The organism is Microlunatus sp. GCM10028923, assembly GCF_042666975.1.
Lineage (GTDB): Bacteria > Actinomycetota > Actinomycetes > Propionibacteriales > Propionibacteriaceae > Microlunatus.
Window position 1 is genome coordinate 426,380 of sequence record NZ_JBHTFF010000003.1, and the last position, 12,306, is coordinate 438,685.

Here is a 12,306-nt window from a genome sequence, read left to right on the forward strand (position 1 = left end):
AGGGGGTCGTCCCCCTTCACGGGGCTCAGACACGGCCGACCACCTTTCGCTCGTGCGTGACGTCCTGCCAGCGGATGCAGGCCGCCTCATGATCACGTCCGCGACCGCGGGCCTCGATCGACAGCAGCGGCGGCTGGGCGAGTTCGCACTGCTCCACTGCGTAGCTGCAGCGGGGCTGGAACGAACAGCCGGCCGGCAGCGAGGTGAGGCTCGGCGGCGAGCCGCCGATCGACGCCAGCTCGGGCAGGTCGCCGGCCACCGGCGGGACCGCGTTGATCAAGCCCGAGGTGTACGGATGCCGCGGGGTGTAGAAGATGTCCCGGCTGGTCCCGGTCTCGATGATCTGGCCGGCGTACATGGTGGCCACCCGGTCCGCCAGCTCCGCGGCGACACCGAGGTCGTGCGAGATGAAGATCATCGCGAACTTGTGCCGTTCCCGGAGCTCGGCCAGCACGTCGACGATCGAGCGCTGGGTCAGGATGTCCAGCGCCGTCGTCGGCTCGTCCAGCACCAGCAGCCGCGGCTCCAGCAGCAGGCTCATCGCGATCAACACCCGCTGCCGCATGCCGCCGGACAGCTCGTGCGGGTAGCTGGACAGCACCCGGGCCGGCTCCAGCCGGACGGCCCGGAGCAGCTCCGAGCCACGCTCGACGATCTCGTTCCGGCTCGGCTTGGCGCCGTCGGCGTGGGCCCGGAGCGTGTCGCCGATCTGCTCGACGATCCGGAGCACCGGGTTGAACGAGTTCATCGCGCCCTGGAAGACCATCGCGGCCTGCCGCCAGCGCCAGCGCCGCAACGGCCCGCGGTCAAGCTTCACCACGTCGATCTCGCGACCCTCGGCGGTCCGGTAGATCACGCTGCCGGAGGGGATGGTGCCGAGCCGGGGCAGCAGCCGGAGCAGGCCGAGGCCGAGCGTCGTCTTGCCGCAGCCGGACTCGCCGACCAGGGCCAGCGACTGGTCCGGGTAGAGGTCGAACGAGACCCCGCGGACCGCGTCCACCTCGGTCCCGGCACCGGTCCGGTAGCGGACCACGAGATCACGGACGGACAGGATCGGTGCGTCGTCCTGTACGGGTTCGGACAAGGTGATCACCGGTCTCTCAGCCTGGGGTTGAGGATCTCCTCAAGGGAGCGGGTCAGCATGATCAACCCGAGCTGCAGCAGCACGATCATCGTCACCGGCGCCACGATGTAGAGGACCGCGTCCTGGTTGAACATGGCCCCCTGGATCCAGGCGCTGTTGATCATGATTCCCCAGTTGGCCCCGGCCAGCGGCGCCAGGCCGAGCAGGTAGAGGCCGACCAGGGCGTAGATCGCGTTGGTCACGGCGATGATGAAGTTGATCAGGATGTACGAGGCCATGTTGGGCACGATCTCGACGAACACGACCCGGAGCGTGCCGAGGTCGAGCAGCCGGGCCGCCTCGACGAACTCGCGTTCCTTCAGGGTCAGCACCTGGGCGCGGATCGAGCGCATCAGCACCGGCCAGGACAGCACGCCGATCAGCACCGCGAGCGCGGCCGGCGAATCGAGCCGGAAGAACGCCCCCATCACCGCCAGCAGGACGATCTGCGGGATCGTCATGACGATGTCGGTGATCTGCAGCATGACCGCGTCGAACCGCCCGCGGAAGTAGGCGGCCAGGGCACCGACCACGACCGCGATCACCGTGGTGATCGCCGCCGCCGCGAAGCCGACGAAGATCACCGTCTGGCCGCCGAGCAGGATCTGCTTGAGGGTGTCCTTGCCGCTGGCGTCGGTGCCGAGCGGATGCTCCGGTGACGGCAGCCCCCAGATCCGTTCCAGATCCGTCGGGTTGTCCGGGCTCACCACGAACGGCGCGACGATCGTCATGCCGACGATCAGCGCGACCAGGACGAAGCCGGCGAAGCCGGCCTTGCTCCGGGTCAGTTCGCGGAGGAAGCCCTTGGCCGCGTTGGCGCGCGGCAGCGCAACGGGCGTGGTCGCGGCCGACATCAGTTCCCCCCTTCTTCGCCGGTACGGATGCGTGGGTCGAGCACGCTGTAGATCAGGTCGGCGGCCAGGTTGGCCAGCACCACGGTGATCGTCACCACGAGCAGGATCCCTTGGATCACGGGATAGTCGCGGGAGTTCACCGACTCGAACAGGGTGACGCCGATGCCGTCGTACTGGAACGTCTTCTCGACGAAGATCGCGCCGCCGACGACGAAGCCGGCCTGGGTCGCGATCTGCGCGACCAGCGGCAGCACGGCGTTGCGGCCCACGTACTGGCTGCCGATCCGGAAGCCGGACAGGCCGCGGGCCCGGGCCACCATGACGTAGTCCTCGCCGAGGATCTGGGTGGTCGAGGACTTCATCACCAGGGCCCAGGTGCCGACCGTGGTGAGGATGTAGGTCAGCATCGGCAGCGTCGCGTGATACATCGCGTCGGAGAAGAACGCGAGGGTGAACTGCGGCTCGACGCCGGGTGAGCTGTGTCCGCGCATCCGGGCGAAGTTCAGCGGGGAGCGGGGGTCTTCCGGCTGGATGGCCACCAGAACCAGCACGATCATGATCGCCAGCAGGTAGTTGGGGATCGCGTGGAAGACGCTGCCCAGGGTGCTCACCGTGTGGTCGATCACACCGCTGCGCCGGTACGCCATCACCATGCCGAGCAGCAGGCCGCCCGCGACCGAGATCAGCAGGGCCAGGCCGACGCTGAACAGCGTCCACGGCAGGTGCAGCGCGATCTTGTCCAGCACCGTCGTGCCGGGGGACAGGATCGACATCCCGAAGTCGCCGCGCAGGATGCCGGCCAGGTAGTTCAGGTACTGCAGCGGCAGCGGGGTGTTCGGGTCGAACGTGAAGAGCGCGGCGGCCTGGGCCGCGGCCGCCTCGTAGGAGAGGCCGTACATCGCGATCTGGGTGTTGATGTAGACGTCGACCGGGTTGCCCGGCAACAGCCGGACCAGGAAGAAGACGCCGGTCGCGACGATCCAGATGACGAAGATCGCGCGCAGCACGCGGCGGAGTACGTAGTTGTGCCAGATCCGTTGCAGCAGTGGAGTGGTGCGATCGGACTGGCGACCGGCAGCGGCTGGGGCAGCGACTGTGGTCGTCACATCACATCCTTGTCTGAGTCGGGCCGGGCGCCGGCTTCTGGCTTTCGTTCGCCGGAAGAGTAACCCTGCGCATTCGTGTTCGCTGACGAACCGCAGCAACCGTATCCGATCATTGACCAGGCTGATACGGGATCGCAACACGGCGCCGCGGCACAGCTTTGCAGCAGTCGTTTAACCGATTTCGCGTGGGTCGAATGTCCGGCGGGCGGCTGCCTCGTTGATCTTCCCCGCGGTGCGGCGGAGGCGAGGAACTGACCGGGTGTTCGGGGGTCCGGGGACGCGTCGGCGGTCCACACCCACGACGTGGTGAGCGGACTCGGCTCAGGTTTCCGCGCCGCGGCGATTGAACCGTTTCTCCTTCCCTGGTGGCGATCCGACGACCGTAGAACACGTCGGCGCGCGGAAGCGAATCGGGGCCGGATCGCGGCTCGGGCCGTACGGAATGATCTTGCTCGCCGTGTTGATCATCGCGGCCGGACCGGCCGCTCCGGGCAGGGGGCAGCGGTCGACGGCAGCGGAGCGGGAGTCGAGCGGTGGTGACCGGACTGCGGGTCAGAGGGTGGCGGCGCGGCCGATCTGGACCAGCTTCCAGCCGGCGTCCCGCCAGGTGGGGGCGTGCAGCTTGAGCCGGCCGTCGATGATGATCTTGGACTTGACCAGTGGGGCCAGCTCGGCCGGGTCGAGGTAGCGGAACTCGGGCCAGGCGGTCAGGTGCAGCACGATGTCGGCATCCCGGACCGCCTCGGTGACGCTGCCGACCTGGGTGAACCCGTCCCGCGGCGCGAGGTGGGCCTGCGGGTCGTACACCTCGACGAACGCGCCGCGATCATGGAGATAGTCGGCCACGGTGAGCGAGGGGGAGTCCCGGGTGTCGTCGGTGCCCTCCTTGAAGGCGGCGCCGAGCACGGCGACCTTCTTCCCTGCGACGTCGCCGCCGACCTGGTCGATCGCCAGCTCGGCCAGCTCGATCCGCTGGGCGGAGTTGATCACCTCGACGCTCTTGATCAGATCGCTGAGCACGTTCACCCCGAGCTCGTCGGCCCGTACCGCCAGAGCCCTGATGTCCTTGGGGAAACAGCCGCCGCCGAACCCGAGGCCCGGGCTCAGGTGGCCGCGGCCGATCCGCGCGTCCAGGCCGAGCGCGTCCGCCAGCACGGTCACGTCACCGCCGGCCACCTGGCACAGCTGGGCCATCGCGTTGATGAAGCTGATCTTGGTCGCCAGGAACGTGTTCGCCGCCTGCTTGATCAACTCCGCGGTCGCCAGGTCGCAGGTGATCACCGGCGTCTCCTCGGACAGCGGGATCGCGTACACCTGTTCCAACAGCCGCAGCGCGTGGTCGGACTGGACGCCGAAGACCAGCCGGTCCGGGCGCAGCGTGTCGCCCACCGCGAAGCCCTCGCGGAGGAACTCCGGCTGCCAGGCCAGTTCGATCCCGTCGCCCGCCGGGGCCAGCCGGCGGAGCCGTTCCTGCAGGGCCGGCGCGGTGCCGACCGGGACCGTCGACCGGCCGACCACCAGGGCCGGCTTGGTGAGCTTGGGCGCCAGCGCGTCGATCGTCGCGTGCAACTGGCTCAGGTCGGCCGAACCGTCCGGCAGCTCGGGAGTGCCGAGCGCCAGGAAGTGCACGTCGGCCCAGTCGGCGATGTCGTCGTAATCGAGGGTGAAGCGGAGCCGGCCGGACCTGGTGTGCTGCTCCAGCAGGTGTTCCAGGCCGTTCTCGAAGATGTGCGGCTGGCCGGCGTTGAGCTTCTTCACCACCTCGGGCACGACGTCGACGCCGAACACCTCGTGGCCGAACTCGGCGAGCCCGGCGGCGAGCGTCGAGCCCAGATAGCCCGTCCCGATGACGCTGATCCGCAAAGTCACTCAGCGAGTGTGGCACACGCGATGGAACAACAGGAGATCGTCCACCGTGCCGTCGGCCAGCACCTCGGCGGCCGGCTGGGTCCCGATCAGGACGAAGCCGGCTCGCTCGGCGACGCGGCGGGAGCCGGCGTTGCTCGCCGCGCACCGGATCAGCACCGAGCGGACCGGGACCGGCAGCCCTGTCGAGCGGCCGCCGAGGAACTCGGCCACCGTCCGGACGGCGGCGGTGGTCAGCCCGCGGCCCCGCGAGTCCGGATGGGCCGAGTAGCCGAGTTCGGCGCGGCCGGCGTCGGACAGCCCGACCGTGATCGTGCCGGCGGCGACGCCGTCCGCCGGATCCGTGTAGCACCAGCCGAAGCCGCGGCCGGTCGCGGCGGCCTCGCGCAGCGACTCGACGAACTCCACCGCATCCCGCGTCGTGTACGGGTACGGCAGCCGGGGCGCGTACCGGCGGGTGGCCGGGTCGGAGCAGATCTGGACCAGCCGCTCCGCGTCGTCCTCGGTGTACGGGCGCACCTGGACCGCGGGATCGGACGCGGAACGCTCACCCGTCAGCACCGGGTTCTCCGGCAGCCGGATCGGCTGCCGCGGATCGTCGGAGGCGATCGTGGCGACCCAGCCGTCGACCAGTTCGCCGCGGATCTCCAGCGACCGCCGGATCCGGCCGTCGTACCGGAACCCGGCCGCGGCGGCGACCCGGCGGGACGGCCAGTTGCCGACCCGGGCGCGCCAGCGGAGCACCCGTACCCCGAGTTGGTCGAAGCCGTGATCACGGACCAGCCGGACCGCGGTGCTCATCACGCCGTGCCCGCGGGCGGCCGGATGCAGGCTGAACCCAATCTCGGCGCTGCCGTCGTGGCGCAGCCCGAGGTCGATCGCCCCGGCGTAGCGGTGGCCGTGGCCGAGGTCGGCGTCGATCGCCCAGCCGAACCCGGTGCCGTCCCGCCAGCCGGCCGGGATGATGCCGAGCGCGAAGTCCCGGGCCTCGGCGAGCCCGTACCCGCCGGCGGGGATCGGTACCGGGGTCCAGCGCTGCGCGTCCGGGTCGTTGCTCTGCTCGACGATCGCCGGCAGGTCGGCCTCGGTGTGGGCCCGCAGCCGTACCCGGCCGGACGGGTCGGTCAGGATCGGAACCTCGTCGGGGAACACGCGGCCGCGCCGGTCACCGGCACTCGGTCGATCGGTCGCCATGCGCCCATCCAACACCACTAAAGTGTGGCCGGTGATCAGCGAACACGCGCCGGATCCGGGCCTGGTCCCGGACTCCGAGGCCGCGCCGGCCGACGACGGGGAAAGTCACAGTACGAAGCAGGAGTGTTCGTGAACGACACCCTGCTGAACATCCTCGTCATCTTCGTCTTCATCACGATCGGCGGCGTCTTCGCCGCCGCCGAGATGGCCCTGGTCTCGTTGCGGGACAGCCAGGTCAAACAACTCGCCCAGCGGAGCAAGAGCGGCCGCACCGTCGCCCGGCTGAGCGAGAACCCGAACCGGTTCCTCTCCGCGGTGCAGATCGGCGTCACCCTGGCCGGCTTCCTGTCCGCGGCGTTCGGCGGCGCGACGCTGGCCGACGACCTCGGGCCGCTGCTGGCCCAGGTGCTGCCGATCTCGGAGAGCGTCGGGAGCACGATCGCCCTGGTCGTGGTGACGATCATCATCTCGTACGTCTCGATCGTGGTCGGCGAGCTGACCGCGAAGCGGCTGGCCCTGCAGCGGGCGGAGTCGTTCGCGCTGGCGCTCGGGCCGCTGGTCGACTTCATCGCCCGGCTGGCCCGGCCGGTGATCTGGCTGCTCGGCGTCTCCACCGACGGCCTGGTCCGGTTGCTCGGCGGCGACCCGAAGGCCTCCCGCGAAGAGGTCAGCGACGAGGAGATCCGGTCCCTGGTCAGCACCTCCTCGACGCTCGGCGCGGAGGAGCGGCAGATCGTCGAGGACGTCTTCGCCGCCGGTGACCGCGGGCTGCGCGAGGTGATGGTGCCGCGGACCGAGGTGGACTTCCTGCCCGGCGAGATGCCGGTGCACCGCGCGGTCCGGGAGACCGCCGACGCGCCGCGGTCCCGCTATCCGGTGACCGGCCGGTCGGCCGACGACATCCTCGGCTTCATCCACGTCCGCGACCTGTTCCACACCGATCCGTCGCGCAGCACGGTGCCGGTCCGGGAACTGGTCCGGCCGGTGCTCTCGCTGCCGGAGACGGTACGGGTGCTGCACGCGCTGACCATGATGCGGCGGGAGTCGGCGCATCTGGCGATCGTCGCCGACGAGTACGGCGGCACCGCCGGCATCGTCACGATGGAGGACCTGGTCGAGGAGCTGGTCGGCGACATCACCGACGAGTACGACATCGTCACCGAACGCCCGGCCGACAACGGCGGCGAGGTGATCATGGACGGGCTGACCACGCTGGACGACTTCGCCGACCGGTTCGGGCTGCCCCTGCCCGACGGTCCGTACAACACGGTGGCCGGGTTCGTGGTGGCCCGGCTCGGCCGGCTGGCCAAGGTCGGCGACCAGCTGATCGAGGTGGTCGGGCCGGTCGAGTCGGAGGACGAGGACGTGGTCCCGGTCCGGTTCGAGCTCCGGGTCGCCGAGCTGAGCGGCCGCCGGGTGACGGCGGTCGGGGTGCGCCGACTCGACGCGCCGGAGCTCGCCACCGAGCTCCAGCCGGGTGCGGACCGGGAGCCGGGCGAACCCGCCGAGCCGGACGGGTCCGAGCCCGGTGCTCCGGGTCCGGCGGCGGGTGCGTAACAATGTCGCCCATGTCTGCAGACACGACGACCGCAGATCCGGCCGCGACGGCCGGCGCGCAGGGCCGGGACAGCCGGACCACGAAGCCACGGGTGCTCTCGCTGGTCCAGCCGACCGCGGCCTCGCTGCACCTCGGCAACTACCTGGGCGCGCTGCGCCAGTGGGTGCCGCTGCAAGATGATCATGACGCGTTCTACGGGGTCGCCGACCTGCACGCGCTGACCGTCGAGCAGGACCCCAAGGAGCTGCGGGAGCGGACGCTGCGCAGCGCGGCGCAGTTGATCGCGGCCGGCGTCGATCCCGAGAAGTCGACGATCTTCATCCAGTCGCACGTGCCCGAGCACACCCAGCTGAGCTGGATCCTCGGCTGCCTGACCGGCTTCGGCCAGGCCAACCGGATGACCCAGTTCAAGGACAAGTCGGCCCGTGGTCTGGGTGATCAGGCGAGCGTCGGCCTGTTCACGTACCCGATCCTGATGGCGGCGGACATCCTGATCTACAAGGCCGATCGGGTTCCGGTCGGCGAAGATCAGCGGCAGCACCTGGAGCTGACCCGGGACCTGGCGGCGCGGTTCAACCACCGCTACGGCCGGACCTTCGTGGTGCCGGAACCGCACATCGTCGCGTCCGTCGGCCGGATCGCCGACCTGTCCGACCCGGCCGGGAAGATGAGCAAGTCCGCCTCCTCGCCGGCCGGCCTGATCGAACTGCTCGACGAGCCCAAGATCAACATCAAGAAGATCAAGTCGGCGGTCACCGACTCGGAGCGGGAGATCCGCTACGACCTCGAGGCCAAGCCCGGCGTGGCCAACCTGCTGACGATCCTCTCCGCACTGACCGGTACGCCGATCGACGAGCTGGTGGAATCCTTCGCCGGCAAGGGGTACGGGGACCTGAAGGGTGCCGTGGCCGACGTCGTGGGCGAGGTCGGCGGGGCGTACCGGGAACGGACGCTCGGACTGGTCGAGGAGCGCACCGAACTGGAGGGCATCCTGGCCGCCGGCGCGGAGCGCGCCCGGTCCATCGCGGCCGCCACCGTGGCCGAGGTCTACGACAAGGTCGGCCTGCTGCCTCGCTGAGGCGCCCCGCTCCCGCACCGGCATGCAAAGATCGATCCGTGATGAGTAGCGTCACCCGCGACCCCGACGGCTCGAGCCTGCTCACCTCGCCCGAGGTCGCCGACCTGTTGACCGCCGCGGTCGCGCACGGTGGCGGCCGGCTGGTCTCCTGGCAGCTGGATCACGTCGACGCCAACCCGCGCCGGTCGACCACGGCCACGTACACGGCGACGGTGGACTGGCCGTTCGGCCGGCGGACCGAGCTGCTCGGGGCCAGCGCCCGGGCCGGCGGCCGTTCCACCAGCGACGAGAACGCGGTGATCTTCGCCGACGGCGAGCGCGAGGTCGCGGTCTGGCTCTATCCGCGGGATCCGGAGCTGCCCGGCCTGGTCCGGGCCGCGTTCGCCGACGATGTCGCCGAGCTGCTGACCGCGCACCAGGTGCTGTCGGCGCCGGTGCTGCCGGGCCAGGTCGAGCTGGAGATGATCGGGTACCGGCCGCGCCGGCGGGCCGTGCTGCGGGCGACCGTGACCACGACGGCCGGGCCGGAGACGTTCTTCATCAAGGTGCTCCGGGAGCGGCTGTTCGAGCCGACCGTGCGGCGGCACCAGCTGCTGCTCGCGGCCGGGGTGCCGGCGCCGCCGATCGCCGCCGTGACGCCGGACTTCCTGCTGGTGCTGCGGCAGCTGCCCGGCCGGCCGCTGGCCCAGGCGATCTTCGACGCCGAACCGCCGTGCACCGCCGAGCAGCTGATCGGCGTGCTCGACGCGATGCCGGTCGAGGTGGCGGCGCTGAGCCGGCGCAACCCGTGGTCCGACGCGGTGGAGCAGTACGCGACCATGGTTGCCGCCGCGCTGCCCTCGCTGCGGCCGCGGCTGGACTGGCTGACCGAGCAGATCCGGACCGGTCTGGCCGGGATCCCGCTCGGCACCGAGCCCACCCACGGCGACTTCCACGAGGGCCAGCTGTTCGTTTCCGGCAACGGGGTGAGCGGCATCCTCGACATCGACACGATCGGCCCGGGCCGGCGCGCCGACGACCTGGCCTGCCTGCTGGCCCACCTGTCCTCGGTGCAGCGGATGAACGCCGAGCAGGCCGCGCGGGTGAGCCGGCTGATCCGGGACTGGGTACCCGTCTTCGACACCCGGGTCGACCCGGTCGAGCTGCGGCTGCGCGCCGCCGCCGTCGCGATCTCGCTGGCCACCGGCCCGTACCGCGGGCAGGAGCCGGCCTGGGAGCACGAGACGACCATGATCATCGACGCCGCCGAGCGGCTGATCCGCAGCATCGGCTGAACTCCGGCGAGGGCCCTAGGTCCAGAGGGCCATGCCGATGGAGCGGTCGCGGTCCTCGGTGAAGCCGTGCTTGGCGTACAGGCGACGGCCGGGTGGGTCGGCCATCAGGGAGACGAACGCCTTCGGCGGCGCCGCGGTACGGATCTCGTCGACCAGCCAGGTCAGCACGGTGTCGCCGATGCCCTGGCGCTGGTGGCCGGGCAGGACGGCCATGTCGACGATGTGGAAATACCAGCCGCCGTCGCCGATCACGCGCCCCATGCCGACCGTCTCGCCGCCGTCGTGGACGACGTGGCAGGCGCGCCAGCTGCCGGGCAGGGCCAGCTCGGCCTGCTCCTGGGTGCGCGGGGTGAGGCCGGATTCGCTGCGCAGGCGCAGATAGTCGGGCACCGGCGGAACGCCGATCCGGAACTGGTAGGCCGCGGGCAGGCTCATTTCCGGACCGCCCGCTCGGGCTGTCCGGGCCGCCAGACCGTGATCAACAGCCCTTCGTCGTCGAGCTCGACCGAGGACGCGCCCTCGATGTCGGCCACGTAGAAGGGTTCGAACCGCCGACCGCGCAGGTCGAAACCGCTGTCGGCGAACAGCCAGTCGGCGAACCGCCGGTGCAGCGCCTCGTCCTGCAGGTCGTGCACCACGCCCCACAGCTTGGCGTCGCCCTCGGCTACCTGCGGATCGACCGTGGCCGTGTGCAGGGTGAACCGCGGATCGCGGCCGAGGTCACGGAACTTCGTGGTCCCCGGCATCCCGACGATCACGAGATGATCTTCGAAGATCCGCGGCTCGACCGGGCTGATCCGCGGGTAGCCGTCCGAGCGCAGCGTGCCGAGCAGGCACAACTGGCCGGTCGCGGCCTGCCGGCGGGCGAACAGCCCGGACACCCTCGGCGCTTCCTCGGCGAAGTCCTTCCAGGTCGTCATGACGCCACGGTAGCGCCGGCCGCCGGTCCGATCAGCCCGTTCAGCAGCTGTCGTACGGTCCAGCGGAACTGGGCCGCCGAGTCGTAGCCCGCGATCACCGGCCAGCCCTGCTCGGTGAGCGGGAACCCGGTCAGCTCGGGTACGGAGCGCTCGGCCGGACCGGCCTCGGCCAGCGCGATCGAGCCCAGCACCTGCACCTGGAAGGCGTAACTCGCCCGCGCCGCGTCGGCGACGCTCAGTCCGGCCTCGACGAAGATCGCGATCAGGTCCTCGCCGAGTCGGAGGGCGTTCGGTCCGGTCAGCGGCGCGCTCATGATCACCGCGATCGCGCCGGGCCGGGCCAGCAGCCGCCGGCGGACCCGGTCGGCGAGGGTGATCAGCTGTTGCCGCGGCGCCGCCGGCCGGCCCCGCTGCGGTGGCCGGAGCTCGGCCAGGAGCTCCTCGGCCATGCCTTGGAGCAGGGCTGCCTTGCTCGGGAAGTACGTGTACACGGAGTTCGGAGAGATGCCGAGGCCGGCCGCCACCGACCGGATCGAGACCGCTGCCGGCCCGCCGGACGAGAGCACCTCGAACGCAGCCGCCAGCACTTCGGGCTCGGTCAAGGCTCGTCGGGGTCCCGGCACGGTGCTGTCCTCTCCTTGCTGTTCGCTATTGCTGCACACTGTACAGTGATGCTTACTCTGCACGGTGTGCAGAGTTATCTCACGGGGGAACGATCATGAAAAACTCTCCACTGCGGCGCAGGCTGGCCCGGGTGGCCGGCTGGGGCGCCACCTTCCTCGGCTATCCGGTCGGCGGGGCGCTGGTGGCCGGCCTGATCGGGCCCGTCGACGGGCCGGGGCGTGCGGTCGTCGGCGGTGCGGTCGTCGGGCTGCTGGTCGGCGCCGCGCAGGCTCTGGCGGTGCGCGACCGGCTGCCCTTGCTGCGCTGGCCGCTCGCCACCATGATCGGCACCGCGACCGGGCTCGTCCTCGGGTCGGCGGCCATCGGCTACCGGACCTCGATCGCCGAGCTGGTCGGCCAGGGCGCGATCACCGGTGCCGTGCTCGGCGTGGCCCAGGCTCTCGCGCTGCCCGCGCCGGTCAGGGTCCGGGCGGTCTGGGTCGGTGCGAGCGCGGTGATCATGGCGGCCGGCTGGCTGGTCACCAGCGCGATCGGCGTCGACGTCGAGCGGCAGTACGCCACCTTCGGGGCCGCCGGGGCGCTGCTGGCCACCGCCGGTCACGGGTTGTTGCTCTTCGGTCTGGTCCGGCGGGAGCCGGGGCGGTGACCGCCCTGGTGCTCGGCAGCGGTCCGGTCGGCCGGGCGCTCGCGCGCCGCCTCGTCGAACGGG

The 12,306-nt window shown here is 71.0% G+C and carries 12 protein-coding genes; 4 read left to right on the forward strand and 8 right to left on the reverse strand.

What is annotated here, in order from left to right; all coding sequences use genetic code 11:
* Positions 1–25: 25 nt before the first annotated feature.
* The 5 genes from ACFQU4_RS09260 to ACFQU4_RS09280 all read right to left on the reverse strand — a co-directional run bounded on the left by ACFQU4_RS09260 (position 26) and on the right by ACFQU4_RS09280 (position 6,143).
* Complete coding sequence (locus ACFQU4_RS09260; RefSeq protein WP_377489981.1) at positions 26–1,093, reverse strand: ABC transporter ATP-binding protein; 1,068 nt, start codon at positions 1,091–1,093, stop codon at positions 26–28.
* Positions 1,090–1,977 (reverse strand): ABC transporter permease, encoded by an 888-nt coding sequence (locus ACFQU4_RS09265; RefSeq protein WP_377489984.1) that lies wholly within the window; start codon positions 1,975–1,977, stop codon positions 1,090–1,092. Before ACFQU4_RS09265 ends, ACFQU4_RS09260 begins: the two co-directional genes overlap by 4 nt.
* Complete coding sequence (locus ACFQU4_RS09270) at positions 1,977–3,083, reverse strand: ABC transporter permease (protein WP_377489987.1); 1,107 nt, start codon at positions 3,081–3,083, stop codon at positions 1,977–1,979. The genes ACFQU4_RS09265 and ACFQU4_RS09270 overlap by 1 nt, the downstream gene beginning before the upstream one ends.
* Before the next feature lie 552 nt (positions 3,084–3,635).
* Positions 3,636–4,952 carry a UDP-glucose dehydrogenase family protein gene (locus ACFQU4_RS09275; RefSeq protein WP_377489990.1) on the reverse strand — a complete coding sequence of 439 codons (1,317 nt, stop codon included), beginning with the start codon at positions 4,950–4,952 and terminating at the stop codon, positions 3,636–3,638.
* On the reverse strand, positions 4,953–6,143 hold the full coding sequence (locus tag ACFQU4_RS09280) for a GNAT family N-acetyltransferase (RefSeq protein ID WP_377489993.1): 1,191 nt from the start codon (positions 6,141–6,143) through the stop codon (positions 4,953–4,955).
* A 129-nt stretch (positions 6,144–6,272) separates the two neighbouring features.
* On the opposite strand from ACFQU4_RS09280, the gene ACFQU4_RS09285 reads away from it, so the two are divergent.
* The 3 genes from ACFQU4_RS09285 to ACFQU4_RS09295 are packed head-to-tail and all read left to right on the forward strand — an operon-like array spanning position 6,273 to position 10,053.
* The gene (locus tag ACFQU4_RS09285; RefSeq protein ID WP_377489996.1) at positions 6,273–7,700 is read left to right on the forward strand and encodes a hemolysin family protein; all 1,428 of its coding nucleotides are present in this window, start codon (positions 6,273–6,275) and stop codon (positions 7,698–7,700) included.
* Positions 7,701–7,711: 11 nt separating this feature from the next.
* Positions 7,712–8,779 carry a tryptophan--tRNA ligase gene (trpS, locus tag ACFQU4_RS09290; RefSeq protein ID WP_377489999.1) on the forward strand — a complete coding sequence of 356 codons (1,068 nt, stop codon included), beginning with the start codon at positions 7,712–7,714 and terminating at the stop codon, positions 8,777–8,779.
* A gap of 41 nt (positions 8,780–8,820) precedes the next feature.
* Entirely contained in the window at positions 8,821–10,053 is a 1,233-nt protein-coding gene (locus ACFQU4_RS09295) for a phosphotransferase (protein ID WP_377490002.1), read from the forward strand.
* A 15-nt stretch (positions 10,054–10,068) separates the two neighbouring features.
* On the opposite strand, the gene ACFQU4_RS09300 is transcribed toward ACFQU4_RS09295, so the two are convergent.
* The 3 genes from ACFQU4_RS09300 to ACFQU4_RS09310 are packed head-to-tail and all read right to left on the reverse strand — an operon-like array spanning position 10,069 to position 11,575.
* Positions 10,069–10,488, reverse strand: a complete 420-nt coding sequence (locus ACFQU4_RS09300; RefSeq protein ID WP_377490005.1) for a GNAT family N-acetyltransferase — start codon at positions 10,486–10,488, stop codon at positions 10,069–10,071.
* Entirely contained in the window at positions 10,485–10,973 is a 489-nt protein-coding gene (locus ACFQU4_RS09305) for a pyridoxamine 5'-phosphate oxidase family protein (protein WP_377490009.1), read from the reverse strand. The genes ACFQU4_RS09300 and ACFQU4_RS09305 overlap by 4 nt, the downstream gene beginning before the upstream one ends.
* Positions 10,970–11,575, reverse strand: a complete 606-nt coding sequence (locus ACFQU4_RS09310) for a TetR/AcrR family transcriptional regulator (protein WP_377490013.1) — start codon at positions 11,573–11,575, stop codon at positions 10,970–10,972. Before ACFQU4_RS09310 ends, ACFQU4_RS09305 begins: the two co-directional genes overlap by 4 nt.
* A 116-nt stretch (positions 11,576–11,691) precedes the next feature.
* Here ACFQU4_RS09310 and ACFQU4_RS09315 point away from each other — a divergent pair, with 116 nt between their 5' ends.
* Positions 11,692–12,243, forward strand: a complete 552-nt coding sequence (locus tag ACFQU4_RS09315; protein ID WP_377490016.1) for a hypothetical protein — start codon at positions 11,692–11,694, stop codon at positions 12,241–12,243.
* Positions 12,244–12,306: the final 63 nt, after the last annotated feature.